18 protein-coding genes and 1 pseudogene are annotated in these 20,022 nt (G+C 74.0%); 13 read left to right on the forward strand and 6 right to left on the reverse strand.

Going from position 1 to position 20,022, the window contains the following annotated elements:
• The 5 genes and pseudogenes from MKK70_RS12025 to MKK70_RS12045 form a co-directional block, all read left to right on the forward strand.
• A pseudogene (locus MKK70_RS12025) lies at positions 1-251 on the forward strand (hypothetical protein); the annotation flags it as partial.
• Between the two features lie 160 nt (positions 252-411).
• Positions 412-1,707 carry a DUF5666 domain-containing protein gene (locus MKK70_RS12030; RefSeq protein ID WP_243947956.1) on the forward strand — a complete coding sequence of 432 codons (1,296 nt, stop codon included), beginning with the start codon at positions 412-414 and terminating at the stop codon, positions 1,705-1,707.
• A gap of 112 nt (positions 1,708-1,819) precedes the next feature.
• Positions 1,820-3,880, forward strand: a complete 2,061-nt coding sequence (locus MKK70_RS12035) for a putative bifunctional diguanylate cyclase/phosphodiesterase (RefSeq protein WP_409568267.1) — start codon at positions 1,820-1,822, stop codon at positions 3,878-3,880.
• A gap of 94 nt (positions 3,881-3,974) precedes the next feature.
• Complete coding sequence (locus MKK70_RS12040) at positions 3,975-4,835, forward strand: class I SAM-dependent methyltransferase (RefSeq protein WP_243947958.1); 861 nt, start codon at positions 3,975-3,977, stop codon at positions 4,833-4,835.
• Between the two features lie 370 nt (positions 4,836-5,205).
• Complete coding sequence (locus MKK70_RS12045) at positions 5,206-5,472, forward strand: hypothetical protein (RefSeq protein ID WP_147844124.1); 267 nt, start codon at positions 5,206-5,208, stop codon at positions 5,470-5,472.
• A gap of 77 nt (positions 5,473-5,549) precedes the next feature.
• Here the strand turns inward: MKK70_RS12045 and MKK70_RS12050 are convergent, their stop codons facing one another.
• Positions 5,550-6,059, reverse strand: a complete 510-nt coding sequence (locus MKK70_RS12050) for an OsmC family protein (RefSeq protein ID WP_147729800.1) — start codon at positions 6,057-6,059, stop codon at positions 5,550-5,552.
• 76 nt (positions 6,060-6,135) lie between these two features.
• Positions 6,136-6,912: an ABC transporter ATP-binding protein gene (locus MKK70_RS12055; protein ID WP_243948024.1), complete on the reverse strand. Its 777-nt coding sequence runs from the start codon at positions 6,910-6,912 to the stop codon at positions 6,136-6,138.
• Between the two features lie 116 nt (positions 6,913-7,028).
• On the opposite strand from MKK70_RS12055, the gene MKK70_RS12060 reads away from it, so the two are divergent.
• Together MKK70_RS12060 and zwf are read left to right on the forward strand one after the other, a co-directional pair.
• The gene (locus MKK70_RS12060) at positions 7,029-7,286 is read left to right on the forward strand and encodes a hypothetical protein (RefSeq protein ID WP_243947960.1); all 258 of its coding nucleotides are present in this window, start codon (positions 7,029-7,031) and stop codon (positions 7,284-7,286) included.
• A gap of 121 nt (positions 7,287-7,407) precedes the next feature.
• Complete coding sequence (gene zwf / locus MKK70_RS12065) at positions 7,408-8,940, forward strand: glucose-6-phosphate dehydrogenase (RefSeq protein WP_243947961.1); 1,533 nt, start codon at positions 7,408-7,410, stop codon at positions 8,938-8,940.
• Between the two features lie 106 nt (positions 8,941-9,046).
• On the opposite strand, the gene MKK70_RS12070 is transcribed toward zwf, so the two are convergent.
• On the reverse strand, positions 9,047-9,238 hold the full coding sequence (locus tag MKK70_RS12070) for a hypothetical protein (protein WP_147729394.1): 192 nt from the start codon (positions 9,236-9,238) through the stop codon (positions 9,047-9,049).
• Between the two features lie 152 nt (positions 9,239-9,390).
• Between MKK70_RS12070 and MKK70_RS12075 the strand changes: the two genes are divergently transcribed.
• Positions 9,391-9,645: a hypothetical protein gene (locus MKK70_RS12075; RefSeq protein ID WP_147844120.1), complete on the forward strand. Its 255-nt coding sequence runs from the start codon at positions 9,391-9,393 to the stop codon at positions 9,643-9,645.
• A 34-nt stretch (positions 9,646-9,679) separates the two neighbouring features.
• On the opposite strand, the gene MKK70_RS12080 is transcribed toward MKK70_RS12075, so the two are convergent.
• Positions 9,680-10,330: a TetR/AcrR family transcriptional regulator gene (locus tag MKK70_RS12080; RefSeq protein WP_243947963.1), complete on the reverse strand. Its 651-nt coding sequence runs from the start codon at positions 10,328-10,330 to the stop codon at positions 9,680-9,682.
• 111 nt (positions 10,331-10,441) lie between these two features.
• Here MKK70_RS12080 and MKK70_RS12085 point away from each other — a divergent pair, with 111 nt between their 5' ends.
• From MKK70_RS12085 to MKK70_RS12095, 3 genes are all read left to right on the forward strand, one after another.
• Positions 10,442-11,122, forward strand: coding sequence for a PspA/IM30 family protein (locus MKK70_RS12085; RefSeq protein WP_243932883.1), 681 nt, complete (start codon positions 10,442-10,444; stop codon positions 11,120-11,122).
• 47 nt (positions 11,123-11,169) lie between these two features.
• Entirely contained in the window at positions 11,170-11,442 is a 273-nt protein-coding gene (locus MKK70_RS12090) for a YiaA/YiaB family inner membrane protein (protein ID WP_147729665.1), read from the forward strand.
• 134 nt (positions 11,443-11,576) lie between these two features.
• Positions 11,577-12,245 carry a hypothetical protein gene (locus MKK70_RS12095; protein WP_243947964.1) on the forward strand — a complete coding sequence of 223 codons (669 nt, stop codon included), beginning with the start codon at positions 11,577-11,579 and terminating at the stop codon, positions 12,243-12,245.
• Positions 12,246-12,380: 135 nt separating this feature from the next.
• Here the strand turns inward: MKK70_RS12095 and MKK70_RS12100 are convergent, their stop codons facing one another.
• Entirely contained in the window at positions 12,381-14,738 is a 2,358-nt protein-coding gene (locus MKK70_RS12100) for a penicillin acylase family protein (RefSeq protein WP_243947965.1), read from the reverse strand.
• Positions 14,739-15,078: 340 nt separating this feature from the next.
• Entirely contained in the window at positions 15,079-16,623 is a 1,545-nt protein-coding gene (locus tag MKK70_RS12105) for an acetolactate synthase large subunit (protein ID WP_243948026.1), read from the reverse strand.
• A gap of 249 nt (positions 16,624-16,872) precedes the next feature.
• Here MKK70_RS12105 and MKK70_RS12110 point away from each other — a divergent pair, with 249 nt between their 5' ends.
• Both MKK70_RS12110 and MKK70_RS12115 read left to right on the forward strand, forming a co-directional pair.
• Positions 16,873-18,486, forward strand: a complete 1,614-nt coding sequence (locus tag MKK70_RS12110; protein WP_243947967.1) for an ABC transporter substrate-binding protein — start codon at positions 16,873-16,875, stop codon at positions 18,484-18,486.
• Between the two features lie 108 nt (positions 18,487-18,594).
• Positions 18,595-19,995 carry an amidase gene (locus MKK70_RS12115; RefSeq protein WP_243947969.1) on the forward strand — a complete coding sequence of 467 codons (1,401 nt, stop codon included), beginning with the start codon at positions 18,595-18,597 and terminating at the stop codon, positions 19,993-19,995.
• Positions 19,996-20,022: the final 27 nt, after the last annotated feature.

Raw genomic sequence — 20,022 nt, forward strand, 5'->3', positions numbered from 1 at the left:
TCGAGCGCGCGGTGCATTACGACGGGCTGTCGGAGGATCTGGCGCGGCGGCTGGAGGCGCGCGCCAAGGAGATCGCGATGGAGGCGCTGACCCAGGCCAACCGCGAGGCCCACGCCGCCTGCGCCACCGATCCCGGCGGCCCCCACCGCTGGAACTTCGGCCTCTACGTCTACGCCGAAGCCGTGCCGCCGCGCGCGGGCGTCCCCCCTGCCGAGGAGGCGTTGCCGGCCACGCCGGAGGCCGGGGCGTGAACCTGTCGGTCGGAACCCTGTCGGTCGCACGATCGCGCGCGGATCGGGGCGGTGTTCGGTCGTCGAGCGACCGGCTCGGACGAGGTGCCCTTCCTCCCCCCTCTGCGGGGGAGCGTGGCCCGCGAGGTTCTTCGCATTCAGACGCCCCGGGACCGCGCGCATGAGCGCTCCGACCCGCCGCCTCGTCCTGCGCCTGCTCGCCGGCGCCGCCCTGGTTCCGGGGCGCGCGCTGCCGCAGGAGGCGCCGCGCGACCAGGGCATCGGCGGCACCGGGGCGCGGCCGACGGACACGCCGGGGGACGGCGACCGCGGCATCGGCGGCACGGGGGTGATCGGCACGATCCGCCGCTTCGGCTCGATCGTCGTCAACGACCTGCGCATCGCCTATCCCGAGGACGTGAGCGTGCGCATCGACGGGGTTGCGGCGCGCGCCGCCGACATGCGGATCGGCCACGTGGTCCACGTCGTCGCCCATGCCGAGGCGGGCGGCCTCGCGACCCGGCGGATCGACGTGACGAGCGAGGTGGTCGGGCCGGTGGAGAGGGTGGCCGAGGGCGCCCTCGTCGTCCTCGGCCAGAGCGTCGCCACGGCCGGCGTCGCCGGGCGCTGGGCGGTCGGCGACCGGGTCGCGGTGTCGGGCCTGCGCCGGCCGGACGGCGTCGTCGTCGCCAGCCTGATCGAGCCCCGGGCCGAGGGCCCCGCCCGCGTCGCGGGCCCGGTCCGGCACGACCGCGACGGCCGCCCGGTGATCGGACGCCTGCGGCTGGAGGGCGCCGACGCGCTGCCCGCCGGCCGGCGCGCCGCGGTCGCTGGCGAGGCGGCGGGCGGCGTGCTCAAGGTGGCCCGCGCGAGCGAGGCGCTGCCGTTCCCGCCGGGGCTGAGCCGGGTCTCGGTGGAGGCCTATATCGGCCGCAGCGGCGGCCGGATGAATCTCGGCTCCGGCCTCGACGTCGCCGGGCCGGCCGGTGCGGCGATCCCGCGCCGCGGCAGCGTCCGCGCCGTGCTGACGACGCGGCCGGCCGCCGACGGGCGCCTCACCGTCGAGGCCCTGCGCCTCGACGAACGCGGCACCGCGCCGGGCCGCAACCCGCTGTTCGAGCGCGCGCCGGACCGGATCGACGGCCGCGGCCTGCCCGGAGGCGGCCCGGACGGACGCTTCGAGCGCGGCGGCCGTGGGTCCGGCGGCGGCGGGCCGGGGGGCGGTGGACCGGGCGGCGGATCTGCGGGCGGCGGGCTCGGCGGCAGCGCCCCAGGCGGCAACGGACCGGGCGGCGGGTTCGGCATCGACACCCGCACGGCCCCGAACGGGTTCGGCGGCGGGCACGGCGGCCCCGGCGGATTCGGGGGCGCGGGCGGGCTCGGCGGCCCGGGCGGTCCCGGCGGCTTCGGCGGGCCGGGGGCCGGCCCCGGCGGGTTCGGCGGGCCGGGCGGGCCGGGCGGCGGCCCCCGACGCTGATGTCGCACGCGCGCCGTCCGGCGCTCGGCGGGCCGCGTGCTTAAGCGATCCTTCACCGCTCCGGCGTCAGTCGAAGAAACGCCTGCAGGTTGGATGCGACGTGCCTGACCCCTTGAACGACCGGCCCCGTTCGGTTCCGAGCCCGTCGGACCTCGACCGCCTGATCCGGCGGGATCAGCTCGCGGCCCTGCGCCTGAGCATGTCGACCGCCATCCCGATCAACATGGCCCTCGGCCTGGTCGGCATGATCGTGGCGATCCATGCCGGGCAGGGCGCCGTCGGCGCGACCTGGTTCGCGGCCTCGACGGCGGCCAACCTGCTGCGCCTCGCCCTGTGCCGCGTGCCCTGCGCCGCGCTGTCGCCGCGGACGGCGCTGTCGGCGGAGGCCGCCGCCCACTCGGTCGACCGGCACCTGCGCCTGGTCTGGATGGCGGCCTGGCTGTCGGGCCTGGTCTGGGCGTTCCTTCCGGCGCTGTGCGCCGGCTGCACCGCGGCGCAGACGGTGTTCTACCTGACGCTGACCTGCGGCACGACCGCCGGCGCCGTCACCTACGGCACCGCCTTCGCCCGCATGCCGATCGGCTTCTTCACCCCGCCGCTGCTCTCGTTCGCCGGATGCCTGCTCGTGGCCGGCGGCTTCGACCGGATCTGCCTCGCCGCGACGGTGCTGCTCTACCTCGCCGCGATGATCCGCGGTGCGTTCCTGTGCGAGGCGGGTTTTCGCGAGGCGAGCCGGCTGAAGAACGAGGCCAGCGCCCTCGCGCAGTCGCGCATGGAGGCCCATGCCAGCGCCAGCGCGCTCGCCCTCGAGATGGCGCGGCGGGCGACCCACGACGACCTCACCGGCCTCCTGAACCGCGCCGGCTTCCAGCAGGATGCCGACGCCGCCTTGCGCGGTGAGGCAGCCTTGCGCGGTGATGGAGCCTTGCGCGGTGAGGCAGCCTTGCGCGACGACGCGGCGGTCGAGCCCGTCGCGCATTGCCTGATGCTGCTCGACCTCGACGGCTTCAAATCCGTCAACGACGTCCACGGCCACACCATGGGCGACCGGGTCCTGGCCGAGGTGGCGCGAAGGATGGCCGCCGCCCTGCCGCCGGGCAGCCTCGCCGCCCGGCTCGGCGGCGACGAGTTCGCCGTGCTCTACGCGCCGGCGCCGGCGGGGATCGCGCAGGACGTGCTCGCCGCCCGCCTGATCGGCGCGGTCGCCGAGCCGTTCGAATCCCTCGACGCCGGCCGGCTCGGCATCAGCATCGGCATCCACCAGGGCGACGCCGGCAGCCTGACGCATCGCCTGAGCTGCGCCGACGAGGCGCTCTACGCGGCCAAGGGCGCCGGCCGGAACCGCGCCCGCCTGTTCGACGAATGCCTGCGCGACCGGATGGAAACGCGGCGCGACAGCGAGCGCGACCTGTCGCAGGCGCTCGCCGAGGGCGTGGTGACGGTGTGCTTCCAGCCGATCTTCGGGCGGGACGGGCGCACGCTGGTGAGCCTGGAGGCGCTGGTGCGCTGGAACCACCCGCGCCACGGCTGGATCCCGCCGGCCGACGTCGTGGCGGCGGCGGCGACGGCCGGCCTCACCGAGTCGCTGCTGCGCGCCATCCTCGAGCAGGCCTGCGCGATGGTGGCGACCCTGTGCCGGCACGGGCTGGAGACGGTCCAGGTCGCGCTCAACGTCTCGCCCCGCGAGATGGCGCAGATCGCCGTCGACGAGATCGTGCTCGGCCGTCTCGCCGCCCTCGGCCTGCCGCCGCGGATGCTGGAGATCGAGATCACCGAGGAGACCGCCCTCGACATCGGCGCGGTGCAGGCCAAGCTCACGGCGCTGGCCGAGGCCGGCATCCGCGTGACGCTGGACGATTTCGGGATCGGCTACTCCTCCCTCGCCTCCCTGCGCCAGCTCCAGGCCCACCGCATCAAGATCGACCGCAGCTTCGTCACCGGGCTGACCGGCTCGGACGACAAGTGCGGGCTGGTCCAGGCCGTGCTCGCGCTCGGGCGCTGGCTCGACATCGAGGTGGTCGCCGAGGGCGTCGAGACCGCCGACGACCTCGCCACGCTGCAGGCGTTCGGCTGCACCCTGTTCCAGGGCTACCATCTCGGCCGGCCGATGTCGGCCGAGGCCGTGGCGGACCTGCTGGCGTCGCAGGCGGGGGCGCGGATGGCCGCGGCCTGAAACCGGCGAAACGCGCCGGCGTCGCCGCGCCCCGCTGACGGCGGCCGCCCGGCATGCAAGATGCCGCCCGGATCGCCGAGCGACGGAGCAGGCCATGACAGCGACGATGACCCAGGCCGAATACTGGAACGGCGCGGTCGGCCAGCGCTGGGCGCGCAGCCAGGGCGTGCTCGATGCGGTGTTCGCGCCGCTGACCGAGGCGCTGCTCGCCGCCGCCGACCTGCGGCCGAGCGACGGGGTGCTCGACGTCGGCTGCGGCTCCGGCGCGACGGCGCTGATGGCGGCCGAGGCGGTGGGCGCGGCCGGCCGGGTCGTCGCCGCCGACCTGTCGGAGCCGCTGCTCGCGGTGGCGCGGGCGCGGCCGGTGCCGGCCGGCGCCGCGCCGATCGACTGGATCGTCGCCGACGCCGAGACGCAGGCGTTCGCGGGGCCGCCCTTCGCGCGGGCGATCTCGCGCTTCGGCGTGATGTTCTTCTCGGATTCGCGCGCGGCCTTCGCCAACCTCCGCCGGGCGCTGGCGCCGCACGGGCGCCTGACCTTCCTGTGCTGGCAGGCGATGGCCGACAACCCGTGGGTCACCGTGCCCCGCGCGGCCGTGCTGCCGCTGGTGCCCGATGCGGGGCCGCCGGACTTCGCCGGCCCCGGGCCGTTCCGCTTCGCCGACGCGGACGCCCTGCGCCGCCTGCTGGCGGAGGCCGGCTTCGGCGCCGTCTCGGTCGCGCCGGTGGTGCGCGACCTCGTGCTCGGGCGCGCCGCGGACGGCTCGGCCCGCGCCGCCGCGGAGGCGGCCGCCGCCGTCGCGGTCGAGCTCGGCCCGGTCTCGCGCCTGCTGCGCGACGCCGAGCCGCCCCTGCGCCGGGCGGCCCTCGCCGCCGTCGCCGCGGCGGTGCTGCCCCATGCGGACGACGGCGCCGTGCGGCTCGCGGCCGGGTGCTGGCTCGTCTCGGCCGGGTGAGGCGCTTTTTCCATCGGCGAAAGCGCGACGCGCCCCTTCCCTCCCCCCGACGGATCTTGGGCTTGCCCGAGATCCGCACCCCGTGTGCCCAAGTCGGGCAGGCCCGACTTGGGCACACGGGGTGCGGGGGAGGGAGCGCGGTGCCTCGAATGGACTGTCGAGCAACGGCACCGGGATATCCCTGGCGGCGCACGCGGTGGAATAGTTCTACGATCTCATTGAAATAGAACTATAATCTGACTTTCTCGCACGTGCGAAAGCGCACGTGAAACCGTTCCGCAGCGCACCATCTCCCGGTCATGGCAGTGACGGCCACGGGGTGCGCGCAGCGACGCGAGACCGGGTCGTCCATCACGACAAGGAACCGACCATGACCAAGCGTCTCGCCTCCCTCGCCTTCGTCCTCGCGCTCGCCGCCCCGGCCTCCGCCTTCGCCCAGGGCTTCGGTTCGCAGGGCTTCGACGCCCCCCGCGTCGACCGCACCGACTCGCGCAGCTTCTTCGGCATGCCGGCCTGGGTCGACTCCGCCCGCGAGGGCGATGCCCTGACCACCGGCTCGATCGGCCCGCGCCTCGGCGACGAGGCCCCGGTGCGCACCGGCCGCGCCCTGTCGCGGACCGGCAGCCTGGCCCGGTAAGCCGCGCTCCGATCGCAGGATCGGACGAACGGGCGGCGGAGCCTCGGCTCCGCCGCCCTTTTTCGTGGGCGCTCCCCTCAGCTGCGGGCGGCGGTGACGGCGAGCTCCGGCTTGTGGTTCAGGGTCTGGAACACGACGCAGTAGCGCTCGGTCAGCTTGAGCAGCTGATCGAGCTTGTCCTGCGGCGCGTCGGTGTCCAGCGCGAAGGCGAGCCGGATCGCGCGGAAGCCCACCGGCGCCGCCTTGTCGACGCCGAGCGTCCCACGGAAGTCGAGGTCGCCCTCCGCGCTCACCGTGCCGGCGCGCAGCGGGATCTCGAGGGCGGTGGCCACCGCCTTCAGCGTCACGCCGGCGCAGGCGACCAGCGCCTCGAGCAGCATGTCGCCCGAGCACAGCTCGGCGCCCGAGCCGCCGGTCGCCGGGTGCAGGCCGGCCACCGCCAGCGCGCGGCCGGTCTCGACCTTGCAGGCGATCGCCGTGTCGTCGAGCGAGCCCTTGGCCCGCAGGGTGATCACCGCGTCGTCCGGGGTGTTGCGGTACTGGTCCTTCAGCGGGGCCTGAAGCGCGCGAAGCGTGGTGGCGTCCATCGTCGTCTCCTCCATCGTGGGTCTTGATCGGTCGCCGTTAGCGGGAACCGCACCGCGGCTCAACCGGCGCCGCCCGCTACCACCAGTTCCCGGCGGGCGCCGCGGCGACCTGGGCCTCGGCCGGGCGCAGCGAGCGGTCCAGGGCCGCCAGGATCGCGCGGGTCGAGGCCTCGCTCTGCGGCGAGGCGGGATCGCGCGGGCGGGCGATGCCGAGCCGCACCGTCTCGTCGAGGCGGCCGGGCTTCGGCCGCATCACCACGGCGCGGTCGGCGAGCGCCACCGCCTCGCCGACGTCGTGGGTGACGATGAGGATCGTCGGGCGGGTCTCGGCCCAGAGCGCGAGCAGGTGCCCGTGCAGGTCCTTGCGAGTGAAGGCGTCGAGCGCCGAGAACGGCTCGTCGAGGAGCAGCACCCGCGGGCGCGCCACGAAGGCGCGGGCGATCGAGACCCGCTGCTGCTGCCCGCCCGACAGGTCGCGCGGCCAGCGCGCGGCGTGCTCGGACAGCCCGACCCGCTCGAGCGCGTGGGCGACGCGGGCGCGGCGCTCGGGCCTGCGGACGCCGTCGAGGCCGAAGCCGACATTGTCGGCCACCGTGAGCCAGGGCAGCAGGCGCGGCTCCTGGAACACCAGGCCCACGCCGGGATGCGGCGCGGCGATGGCCTCGCCGTCAAGCGTGATCGTGCCGGCGCTGCCGCGGTCCAGGCCGGCGATCAGCCGGAGCAGGGTGGTCTTGCCGCAGCCCGAGCCGCCGATCAGCGCGACGATCTCGCCGGCCGCCACCGACAGGTCGATGCCCGCGAGCGCCTGCGTGCCGTCGGCATAGGTCTTGGAGAGGCCTTGGATGTCGAGCACGGTGTCCGCCAAGTCCTCTTGTCGCCTGTCGCGTGCATGCCATAGGGCGCGAGGCGCCGCCATGCTACGTCGGCGCCTCGCGCAGGCGCGACCGCGCGAGGCGATGGGGTGGACCCGTGATCAGGCTCGTTCTTTCGGTGCTCCTCGCCCTCGCGGCCCCGGCCGCCGCCGCCGACCTGCGCGAGCGGCCGGACGCCGGCCGCTTCCGCGCGACCTGCGAGGATCTCGGGCGGTTCTGCACCGCGACGGCCTGCGGCCGCGACCAGATCGAGGCGGCGCAGGGCTGCCGCGCCCTGTGCCCGGGCGCGGCGGTGCTCACCGTCGCCCCCGCCGCCTGCCCGCTGCCGGGCGTGGTGCTGCGCCGGAGGGGGTGAGGAGCCGGCCCTTCCCGCCCCCACACGATCGCGTCACGCCGGGAACGGCCGTGGCGGTCGCCGGTTGACGTGCGATCGAATGCCGCGACGCACCATCGCGTCGCAGAACCGGACGACGCCGATGCCCGAATCGAGCCATGACGCGCCCCTCAAGGACGAGGCCGCCTGCGGCACCAAGCCGGCGCCGCCCTGCACGCTGGTGATCTTCGGCGCCGCCGGCGACCTGACCAAGCGCCTGCTGATGCCTTCGCTCTACAACCTCGCCGGCGCCGGCCTGCTCGATCCCGGCTTCGCCATCCTCGGCGTCGACCACAACGACGGCAGCGACGAGGGCCTGCGCACCGAGCTCACCACCTCGATGGAGACCCTGAGCAAGGACCCCGGCTCCGAGTTCCACGCCGACCGGATCGACCCGAAGAGCTGGGGCTTCATCCGCGACCGCATCCACTTCCTCAAGGGCGACTTCGAGGATGCCAAGACCTTCGAGGCCCTGAAGGGCAAGGTCTCGGGCAACGTGGTGTTCTACCTCGCGGTGGCGCCGCGCTTCTTCGGCACCCTGGTCGACGGGCTGGGCCAGGCCGGGCTGCTGAAGCAGGCGGACGACGCCTTCCGCCGGGTGGTGATCGAGAAGCCGTTCGGCTCCGACCTCGCCTCGGCGCAGGCGCTCAACGCGCGGATCCTGAAGCAGGGCGACGAGAGCCAGTTCTACCGGATCGACCACTTCCTGGGGAAGGAGACGGTGCAGTCGATCATGGCTCTGCGCTTCGCCAACGGCATGCTGGAGCCGGTCTGGCGGCGCGAATACGTCGACAGCATCCAGATCACCGCCGGCGAGACCGTCGGCGTCGAGGAGCGCGGCGGGTTCTACGAGCCCACCGGCGCGCTGCGGGACATGGTGCCCAACCACATGTTCCAGCTGCTGTGCATGGTGGCGATGGAGCCGCCGAACTCGTTCAAGGCCGAGGACGTGCGCGGCGAGAAGGCCAAGCTCGCTCAGGCCGTGAAGCCGATCCAGCCCGACCACGCCGTGCGCGGCCAGTACACGGCCGGCACGCTCGATGGGAAGCCGGTCGTCGGCTACCGGGAAGAGCCGCACGTGGCCGAGGATTCGACCACCGAGACCTACGTCGCCCTGAAGCTCGAGGTCGACAACTGGCGCTGGGCCGGGGTGCCGTTCTACGTCCGCACCGGCAAGCGCATGACCGGGCGCCGCACCGAGATCGCGATCCTGTTCAAGCCGGCGCCGTTTCAGCTGTTCTCCGACACGCCGGTGGCCGAGCTCAGCCCCAACGTGATGCGGATCACCATCGACCCCGACCACGGCGCCGGGACCGAGCTGAACGTCAAGGTGCCCGGGCCGCAGATGCAGATCGGCCGGGTGACGATGGGGTTCAAGTACGCCGACTTCTTCCAGAACCAGCCCAACGTCGGCTACGAGACCCTGCTCTACGATTGCATGACCGGCGACGCGACGCTGTTCCAGCGCGCCGACAACATCGAGGCCGGCTGGGCCGCGGTCGAGCCGCTGCTGCAGGCCTGGAAGACCGCCCCGGTGGAGGACTACGCGGCCGGCACCCCCGGCCCGAAGGCCGCCGACGACCTCCTGGCCCGCGACGGCCGCCACTGGCTCGGCCTCGACGGCAAGACCGACTGAGGCAGGACCGACCGAGGCAAGACCGATCGAGCCTCGAGACAGGCCCGTCGGGCCGGACGCATCGCGGGAACGGAGCGGGGACCGGGTCCCGGCCTTTCCCACGCCGTCAATGTTCGTCGCGTCTTGCGCCGTCCTTCTCGGCCTTGACCTCGTCCGCAATCTGCAATCCGGCTTGATAGAGCAGCAGACGGCACGTCATGACCATCTCGGGTGTTCCGACCTCGCGGACGATTTCGTAGAGCCGCAGGCAAGCGTCGACCATGGCCCCGGCGGAGAACCTTTCGTCTGTCGCCATCATGTTGTCTTCAAAGCGATGTTCTCATCTGCCAACTCAGACTTAAGCCGACAACGCCGCCTTACGACCAGAGGTTGCGTATTGCCGTAAAAGCGTTCTGAATGCAGAATACGAGAACGCGTGCGGTCGCATGGCTATTTAAGAGGCGACCGTCGATGTGTGTTGAGCCCGGCCCGGATCGCGGAAAGACCCCCGGTCGCGACGATGTCGGGGAGGGGAACGACAGTCTTCGCCGTCTCGCCGAAGCGCTCGGCGGCACGGTCGCGTCGCTGTTCGGCGAGGCCGCCACGCCGAGCGATCTGGCCGGGTTGCGCGAGCTTCTCGGCCTGTGGAGCGGGCTTGCGAGCGACGCGAGCCGGGCGGACGCGCTGAGGGCGGTCCGCGCCATCGCGAAGGCCGAGGCGCCCTGAGCGTCGGTTCGCAGCGTCGGCGCGGCCGAGCGCGTCACGCGGCGCCCGCCCCGCCCGCGTTCGCCAATCCCGTCGCCATGGCGCGGATCAGCAGATCGAGCTGGTCCCGCACCACCGCGACCGGCAGCACCATCAGGCGCGCGTCGAGGCCGAGCATGACGATGCCGTGCGTCGCCGAGAACAGGCTGCGGGCGAGCAGGACACGCTCGAGGGCCGGGAGGTCCGGGCGCAGCGCCTGCAACGGCGCCTCGATCCGGCGGAACAGGCGGGCCTGCTCGGCGACGTACCCGTCCGGCGGGCGGCGCCCGTCGGCGAGCTGGTGCTGGAACAGGGCGCGCCAGCGCCTGGCGTGGCCTTGCGCGAAGGCGAGATAGGCCTGGCCCAGCCGGACGAGCTCGTCGGCCGCGCCCGCCGCGTCGAACCCGTCGGCCTCCGGCCCGAGCGCCGCCTCGAACAGGCCGAGCGTGCGCAGGTTCACCGCGAGGATCAGCGCGTCGAGATCCGGGAACGCGGTGTAGATCGCGCCGAGCGCGCAGCCGGCATCCGCGGCGAGGTCGCGGGCGCGCAGGGCGCCGAGCCCGTCCGCCGCGATCCGGCGCTCCGCCGCGGCAACGAGCGTGGTGCGAAGCGCTTCCCGGCGAGCCTCCGCCTTCGTCGGCTTGCCGCCGTCGGCCAGCCCAGTCATGCGCCGCCTCGCGGCCCTATTTTGCACGACGTGCAATCGCGCACTTGAACGCTGTTCATGTTCGTGGGAGGTTCCGGATGTGAACGATGTTCATAACGCGGGAGCCCCACCATGCTCAAGTTGCTCAACCTCCTCGCCCGGGGGAAAGTCGCCCGGGCCACCGAAGACCTCCACGACCGCAACGCCCTGCTGATCCTCGACCAGCAGATCCGCGAGACCCGCGCCGCGCTGGAGCGCAGCCGTCGGGCGCTGGCCGTGGCGATCGCCGGCGACCAGGCCGAGGCCCGCCGCGGCGCCGAGATCGACGCCCGGGCGGCCGACCTCGAAGGCCGCGCCGTCGCGGCGCTCGCCGCCGGGCGCGACGACCTCGCGGCGGAGGCGGCGGACGCGATCGCCGAGCTCGAGGCCGAGCGCCGGGCGATCGACGAGGCCCGCACGCGGTTCGCCGCCGAGGTCGCCCGCATCCGCGCCACCGTCGCCGACGCCACCCGCCGGCAGGCGGAGCTGGAACGCGGCCGGCGGGTCGCCGGCGCGACGGAAGCCGTGCGGCGGCTCTCGGCCCAGACCGGCCGCGGCGACACGGCCACCCTGCGCGAGGCCGAGGCGACCCTGGCGCGCCTGCGCGCGCTCCAGGCCGAGGCGACCGACACCGAGGCGGCGCTTGCCGAGGCCGACGGCGCCGACATCGCCGAGCGCCTGGCGCGCGAGGGCTTCGGCCCGCGCACCCGCCCGACCGGCGGCGACGTGCTGGAGCGCCTGCGCCGCAAGGCCGGGCTCGCCCCGGCCGCCTGACCCACCGAGCATCCCATCCCTTTCCCGTCCCGCATCAGGAGCGTGTCATGAACAACGAGACCACCCAGCATTCCGGCGCCTGGGTCACCTTCACCTACGCCGCCTTCCTCGGCTCGGCCGCGATGGTGGCCTGCGGGATCCTGTTCCTGCCGGTGGACATCTGGATCAAGGGCTACCTCGCCATGGGCGTGGTGATGCTGGTCCAGTCCTGCATCACCGCGACCAAGACGGTGCGCGACGTGCATGAGGGCCGCCGCATGGTGAACCGCATCGAGGACGCCAAGACCGAGCGCCTGCTGATGTCGGTCGGCAAGGACTGATCCGCGCAGGGTCCGATCCGGGCAAGGTCCGACCCGAGACAGGACCGACGCCCCCTCGCGGGGCCCTGCCGAAATCCCGGCCGGGCCTCGCCGGACCCGAATTCCCCCGTCCCTTCGCCAGCCGAGACGATCCGATGCCCGAATCCCCGGCGCTCGCCCCCGCTTCGCGCGGGCGCATCCCGATGCCCGTCAAGCTCGCCTACACCGCCTTCGTCGCGGTCCTGGTCCCGACCTACCTGTCCTCTTACGGCCCGACGAACTTCCTGTATTTCTGCGACCAGTCGCTGCTGCTGACCCTGGTCGGGATCTGGCTGGAGAGCCCGCTGCTCGTCGCGATGTGCGCGGTCGGCCTCGTCGCGCCGCAACTGCTGTGGGTGCTCGACTTCCTCGGCACCGCCCTCGGCTGCCCGATCACCGGGATGACCGCCTACATGTTCGATCGGAGCACCGCGCCGTTCCTGCGCGGCCTGTCGGGCTTCCACGGCTGGCTGCCGTTCCTGCTGATCTACCTGGTCGGCCGCCTCGGCTACGATTGCCGCGCCCTGCCGACCTGGACCGCGCTCGCGATCGTCACCCTGCTGGCGTGCTTCTTCCTGATGCCGCCGCCGACGCCGGAGCCGGGCCTGACCCCGGTCAACATCAACTACGTCTGGGGCATGAGCGACCGGGCGGCGCAGACCTGGGTTCCGGCCTGGGCCTGGCTCGCGGGCCTGATCGTCGGCCTGCCGACCCTGCTGTTCCTCCCGACCCACCTCGCCCTGCGCCGCTGGGCGCCGGCGCGCTCGCGACCCGCTGCGGGATGACGGAACGCGCGGAGCCTCTTCCCTCCCCCGCAGAGGGGGGGGAGGGACGGCGGGGGGCCTGTCTTCGTTCGAGGCCCGGGAACGGCGTCGGCGTCCGCTCGGTCGAAGGCGGGGCCTTCGTCCAGAGCGATCCCGTCAGGCGCCGTCGCCGCCCGGCACCAGCGTGATCACCGTCTCCGTCGCGGCGTCGACCGCCGCGCGGGAGTACAGCAGCGGACGGTAGGCGCGCCGGGCCCAGGGCTCGGCATGGTCGGCGTAGTGCGGGCTCGCCGGGTGGCCGGATTGGCCCGGCGCGTTGACGAAGACGCCGGCATCCCAGTCGCCGACGTCGAGCACCATCCGGAACGAGGCGCCGTGCGTCATCCGGAACGTCGCGGGGTCGTACTCGGCGTGCATCACGCAAGGCCCCGCCCCCGGCATCGGCAGGGGGCCGACATCGTGGCCGGTGAAGCCGCGCGGGCCGAGCGGGTGCGCGAACAGCGCGTGGTGCAGGCGGCCCCAGGCCCAGGCCGCGGGATCGGGGCCGAGGCGGGCCGCACAGTCCCGCCAGGCCGCCGCCAGGGTGCGTTCGACCAGCGCGTCGCGGGCGGCGCGGTCGAGCGGCGGGCGCGGCGTCTCCAGGCGGTCGAGCAGGGCCGGCAGGTCGCCCGGCGGCAGCAGGCGCCGGGTCTCCGGATCGGGCACGAGGGCGTGCAGCAGGGCCGGGCGCAGGTGGTGCACCCAGAACACCTCCACCAGCGCGGCCGAGGCCGAGCCCTCGTGCAGGTGCCCGTCGAAGGTCTCGAGCAGGGCGATCGCCCGGCGGGCCTCCGCGTCGGCGGGCGCGGCCAGCGTCGCGGCGAGGTGCGCCAGCCGCAGCGCCGGCTCGGAGACGTCGTCGCCCTGGAGCCGCTGCGAATCGGCCGGCGCGTGCTGCGGCTGGTGCGCCAGCACCGTGCGGATGCGCCGGGCGCGCCACGGCTCGTGCCACTCGAAGCCGAGCTTCCGCGCCTCAGCCGGGTACTCCTCCGGCAGGTTCATCTCGTTGGCCGAGTAGACGAAGCCGGCGCCCGGATCGATCCGGCTCGGCAGGTCTCCCCCGTCGTGGAACCCGGCCCAGGCGTATCGGCCGTCGCCCGGCACCGGCAGCAGGCCGTCCCAGTTCGGGCGGATCGGCGCCTTGCCCGCCGTGAACCACGCGACCCGCCCGGTCACGTCGGCGTAGACCTGGTTGATGGAGGGCGCCGACCAGTGCCGCAGCGCCGCGCCGAAGGCCTCCGGCGTCGCGGCGTCGAGATAGGCCAGGCTGCCGAGATAGGCGCCGGCGCCGGGCTCGGACCACACCGTGCGGACGGCGAAGGCCTTGGCGGTGGCGCGGTCCTCGCAGATCACCGGGCCGTGGCGGGTGAAGCCGAGCGTGACCGGCTCGTCGGCCTCGCCGCGGACGGGGATGCGCTCGTGCACCCGCTCGATCGGCGCCCAGCCGCCGTCGAACCGGAACCGGTCCGGGTCGCCGGGGTCGACGTCGAGGACGAACAGGTCCTCCTGGTCGAAGGGGGCGATGGTCAGGCCGAAGGCGGCCTTGCCGTTGTGGCCGATGCTGATGCCGGGGAGCGCCGGCTCGCCGGCGCCGATCACGTCGAGCCCGGGCGCGGTGAGGTGGACGACGTAGCGCAGCGCCGGCAGGGCGTAGGCGCGGTGCGGGTCGCTCGCCAGGATCGGCCGCCCGGTGGCGCTGCGCGACGGCGCGACCGCCCAGGCGTTCGAGCCGTCGCCGGCCGGCTCGGGGTTTTCGGCGATCGTCTCGCGCCCGACGTTCCCGTGCGCGTCGACCCGGGTCCAGGCCCAGGCCGCGTCGCGGGTGGCGGCGAGCCGCGCCGGATCGAACCCAACCGGCGCGGTGGCGAGGCGGACCACGTCGAGCAGGTCGTCCGGCCAGTGCGCCGGCTCGAGATCGCCGAGCGGCATCGTCGCGTGCGGGGGGCTGAGGCCCTTGCGCAGGGCGTCGGTCTCGGCGTCGGCACGCGCCAGCACCTGCGCGCGGGCGACCTCGGAGGCCACGTTGCGCACCAGCGCATGGCTGCGGATGCGGACCACGTCCTCGGGCGCCCACGCCGCCGGGCGCGTCCCGAGGGCGGCGAATTCCGGCGGCAGCAGGTCGGGACGCTCGAGGGTCAGGGCGACGTAGGCGTTCAGCCCGGCGACGAAGGCCTCGACGATGTTCCGAGTGCGCGGATGCCCGTAGGCCGCCCACTCGGCCTCCATGTCGCCGCGGTACAGGAACAGCCGCGCCGCCCGGTCCTGCGCGAGGTAGCCCGGCCCGAAATCGGCGGCGAGCAGCCCGAGGCCGCGCTTGCGCCACAGGTCGAGTTGCCACAGCCGGTCGCGGGCGGCGTTGAACCCCTGCACGCGAAAGACGTCGTCCTGCGACGCGGCGCGGAGATGCGGCACGCCGTGGCGGTCGACGCGGATCTCGGCGGGCGCGGACAGGCCCGGGAGGGTGAAGGTGGTCACGCCCGCGTCCCCTGCCCTGATGCCGCAAGCCGGGACGTCGACGGCAAGGCATCACGCCGAGATCCGCGCGCATCCCCTCGCCCCGCCTGCGGGGAGAGGGCCGCGACGACCTCGTCGTCGCGGCGAGGCGGCAGCCGACGGTGAGGGGGTCTCGACGAAGGAGTCGCGTCCGTTGACGCCCCCTCACCGCCGCTTCGGCTTCGCCACCGCTTCCCGCAGGCACGACAAGGGGCCTGCGGGCCTCTCCCCGCGTGCGGGGAGAGGGGGAGGGAGGGCCTTTCGGGCATCGGCACGCCGGCTGAAGGAGAGGAAACGGACGCGGCGGCTGTCTGTCCGGTCCTCACAGAGCCACCTCGATCAGGAACGGCCCGCGCCGGGCCAGCGCTCCGCGGACCACGTCGATGAAGTCGGCTAAATTCTCCACGCGGCGCGCCTCGACGCCGAAGCCCTTGGCGAGGCTGACCCAGTCGATCGCCGGGTCGTCCAGCGTCAGCATGCCGATCGCCTTCGGGCCGGGATTGGCGGCGCCGACGTTGGCGAGCTCGTGGCGCAGGATGGCGTAGGAGCGGTTCGACCAGATCAGCGTCACCACGTCGAGGCGCTCGCGCGCCTGGGTCCACAGCGCCTGGGCGGTGTAGAGCGCGCTGCCGTCGGCCTGCAGCGCGATCACCTTGCGGCCGGGGCAGGCGATGGCGGCGCCCGTCGCCATCGGGATGCCGAGGCCGATCGCGCCGCCGCCGAGCTGGAGCCAGCTGTGGGGCGCGGCCGCATGGGTCTGCCCGAAGAAGTTGCGGCCGGTGGTGATCGACTCGTCGCAGACGATCGCGCCCTCGGGGATCAGCGCGCCGAGCACCCGGCCGATGGCGGCGTCGGCGAGCGCGCCGGCGGTCGGCAGCTCCGGGCGCGGGCCGGCGGCCGACGACTCGTCCGCCGGCGCGCCGACGGCCTCGGCCAGCCGCTCCAGCGCCTCAATCTGGTCCTCCTCCGGCGTCGCCAGCACGATCGTCTCGGCATCCGGCGCGCTGAGCACGCTCGGCTTGCCGGGATAGGCGAAGAACCCGACCGGCGGCGTCGCGCCGACGAGGATGACGTGGCGGAAGGGCGCCAGGGTCTCGATCGCGGCGTCGATCGGGTAGGGCAGGCGCTCGATCGGCACCGTGCCGGCGCCGCGGTCGATCCGGGCGTTGGCGGCCATGGCCAGCAGCTTGGCGCCGGTCTTCCGCGCGATGCGGGCGGCGATGCGGCGGCCCTCGCCGCGCACCGCCCGGTCGGACAGGTGCAGCACCGCCGGCTCGCCCGAGGCCAGGGCCGCGACGGCGCGCCCCAGCGCATCCGCGCCCGCCCGCGCGCGCTCGGGGATCGCGGGGACGGGCGCGATGCCGGTGCCCGGGTTCCAGGCGGTGTCGGCGGGCAGGATCAGGGTCGCGATCCGCCCCGGGGCGGTCCGCGCCGCGGCGATCGCGTCGGCGCCGTCCGCGGCGATGGCCTCGGCGGTGGTGCCCATGCGCAGCCAGGCCGAGACCGGCCGGGCGAAGCCGGCGATGTCCGAGGTCAGCGGCGCGTCGTGGATGCGGTGGTAGGTGGCGTGCTCGCCGACGATGTTGACGATCGGCGAGCGGGCGCGGCGCGCGTTGTGGAGGTTGGCCAGGCCGTTGGCGAGGCCGGGGCCGAGATGGAGCAGGGTCGAGGCCGGCTTGTCGGCCATGCGGGCGTAGCCGTCGGCGGCCCCCGTCGCGCCGCCCTCGAACAGGAACAGCACGCAGGCCATGCCCTCGACCCGGTCGAGCGCCGCCACGAAATGCATCTCGGAGGTGCCGGGATTGGTGAAGCACACCTCGACGCCGCCCGCGACCAGGGTGCGGACCAGGCTCTCGGCGCCGTTCATCGTCTCTGCCAACGCGCTCATCCCTCATCTGGCGGTCCGGAACCGCAGGCCCCGCCGGGAGCGAAACCTCCGAAGGCGCCATCGTGGTGCCGCGGGATAGGGCGGCGCAAGGCCCGGGCGCAACGCCCAAGACGCCATTGTCCTGCGGCACAACCCAAGATCGTTGGCGCAGGTCTTGCCCGGAGGGACTGTCCCCCTCGCCCGCAGGGGCCTCCCCCCTCGCCCGCAGGGGCTTTCCCGGACCCACGCATGAGAAGCCGCACGATGCTCGGCCGTACCCTGGCTGCCCTCGCCGTCACCACCGCGCTGGCCGCGCCGCCGGCGCTCGCCGAGAGCGTCCTGCGCATCGCGATGACCGCGACCGACATTCCCACCGCCACCGGCATGCCCAACAACGGCTTCGAGGGCATGCGCTTCCTCGGCTACCCGATCTTCGAGGGGCTGGTGCAGTGGGACCTCACCCGCACCGACCGGCCGGCCGGGCTGATGCCGGCGCTCGCCACCGCCTGGGAGCAGTCGGCCGAGGACAAGCGGGTCTGGACCTTCCACCTGCGCGACGGCGTGCGCTTCCACGACGGCGAAGCGTTCGATGCCGACGCGGTGATCTGGAACCTCGACCGCTACTTCAAGAACGACAGCCCGCAATTCGAGGCGCAGGGCGCCGGCATCTCCCGCGCCCGGGTGCCGATCATGGGCAGCTACAAGAAGCTCGACGACAGGACGGTGCAGATCACCACCACGCAGGTGGCCTCGTACTTCCCCTACATGGCGGTGTACCTGCTGTTCACCTCCCCGAAATCGTTCGAGAAGGCCGGGCGCGACTGGGCCAAGGTGCAGGCGGTGCCGGCCGCCGGCACCGGGCCGTTCAAGCTGACCAAGGTGACGCCGCGGGAATCGGCGGATCTCGCCCGCAACGACGGCTACTGGGACAGGTCCCGCCTCGCCAAGGTCGACCGGGTCCGCCTGATGCCGATCCCCGAGGCCAACGCCCGGATCGCCGCGTTGCGGGCCGGCCAGGTCGACTGGATCGAGGTGCCGGCGCCCGACGCGATCCCGTCGCTGAAGGCCGCGGGCTTCGCCGTCACCACCGGCACCTACCCGCATGTCTGGCCGTGGATCTTCAACATCGGCGCGACCAACAGCCCGGTGAAGGACGTGCGCGTGCGCCAGGCCCTGAACTACTGCGTCGACCGCGCGGCGGTGGTCAGCTTCCTCAACGGCACCGCGGAGGCCGCGAGCGGCTGGTTCAACGACGGCAACCCGGATTTCGGCACCCCCAAGAACCGCTACGGCTTCGATCCGAAGCGGGGCAAGGCGCTGCTGGCCGAGGCCGGCTTCACCGCCAGGAACCCGCTCGCGCTGAAGATCATGATCTCGGCCTCAGGCTCGGGCCAGATGTCGCCGATGCCGATGAACGAGTTCCTGCAGGAGAACCTCAAGCAGGCCTGCGACGTCGACGTGTCGTTCAACGTCGTCGAGTGGCAGATCCTGCTGAACTCGAGCCGGGCGCTGCCCGACGCGGCCAGCCTGCAGGGCTCGAACGCCCTCAACGTCTCCTCGCCCACATCCGATGCGGGCGTGATGGTGCGCTACTTCGCGGCCGACCGGTTTCCGCCCAACGGCTTCAACTTCCCGAACTGGACCGACGCGCCCTTCGACAAGGCCCTGAAAACGCTCGCCGAATCGAGCGACCCGGCCGAGATCTCGGCCGCCACCAAGGCCGCGCACGAGCGCCTCGTCGACGACCCGCCCTGGCTCTACGTCGTCCACGACCTCAACCCCCGCGGCATGAGCCCGAAGGTGAAGGGGTTCGTCTCGCCGCAGAGCTGGTTCGTCGACCTGACGCTGGTGAGCCTGCCGTAGCCGCGTCCGACGCTCGACGCCCCGTCGTTCCGGGGCCGCGTGAGCGGCGCCCCGGGACGACGGGATGGCCCCCGACCACGACGACCGGACATTAAAGGGTCCTTCCGGATGACCGACACGACGAACGCCATCGCCGACCTCTCCGCGACCGAGCTCGCAAACAGAATTGCCGGCAAAACGCTGTCGCCGGTCGAGGCCGTGGCGGCGATGCTCGACCGCATCGCCACCCGCGAGCCGAAGCTCCAGGCCTTCACCGAGGTGTTCGCCGACGATGCGCGGCTGGCAGCGGAGGGCGCCGACCGGGCGATCCGCTCCGGCCACGCGGTCGGGCCGCTGCATGGGGTGCCGATCGCGCTGAAGGACCTGATCGACCTCGAGGGCCGCATCACTATGGGCGGCTCGGCCGCCCACCGGGCGCGGCGCGCCGCCCGCACCGCCACCATCGCCCGGCGCCTGATCGCGCAGGGGATGATCGTGCTCGGCAAGACCCACACGGTGGAGTTCGCCTATGGCGGCTGGGGCACCAACCCGCATCTCGGCACCCCGTGGAACCCGTGGGACCTCGCGGTCGCCCGCACGCCCGGCGGATCGAGCAGCGGCACCGGCGTCGCGGTGGCGGCGCGGATGGCGCCCTGGGGCATCGGCACCGATACCGGCGGCTCGGTGCGCCTGCCCGCGGCCTTCTGCGGGCTGACCGGGCTGAAGGTCACCGTCGGCCGGGTCTCGACCCACGGCATCGTCCCGCTCAGCGCGACCCTCGACACCCCCGGCCCGCTCGCCCGCAGCGTCGCCGACGCCGCGCTGCTCTACGCGGCGATCTCCGGCCCCGATCCGCTCGACCCGGCGACCCGCGGCATCCTGCCCGTCGACCCGTTCCCGACCCTGAACCGCGGCGTGCGCGGCCTGCGGCTCGCGCGGATGCCGGAGGCCGAGCGGGACGGCTGCTCGGCCGAGATGCTGGCCGCCTACGACGCCTCCCTCGACGTGCTGTCCGGGCTCGGCGCGGAGATCGTCGACGTCGCGCTGCCGTTCCGCTTCGCCGACCTCGTGGCGATGAGCGGGATCACCAACGCCGAGGCCTACTTCGTCAATGGCGCGCTCGCCGAGGACGCGGCCGCGCCGCTCGGCGACGCGGTGCGCGCGCGCATCCTCGGCGGCCGCACCCTGTCGGCGCAGGAGTACCTCGCGACGCTCGAGCGCCGCGACGCGCTCAAGCGCGACCTCGCGCGCGCCTGGGACGGGATCGACGCGATCCTGACGCCGACCACCGAGACCGCGGCCGTGCCCCTGGCGGAGGTCGACGAGCTGCACCTGCCCTCCCGCTTCACGCGCTTCGCCAACCTGCTCGACCTGTGCGGCCTCAGCCTGCCGAACGGCGTCTCGCGCGGCGGCCTGCCGCTCTCGCTGCAGATCGTCGGCCGCGGCTACGACGAGGCGCTGGCCCTGCGCATCGGGCAGGCGTTCCAGGGCGCGACCGACTGGCACCTGCGGGCGCCGTCCGGGTTCTGAGGGGGCGGCTCTTCCCTCCCCCCTCAA

Source organism: Methylobacterium sp. E-041, assembly GCF_022829665.1.
GTDB lineage: Bacteria > Pseudomonadota > Alphaproteobacteria > Rhizobiales > Beijerinckiaceae > Methylobacterium.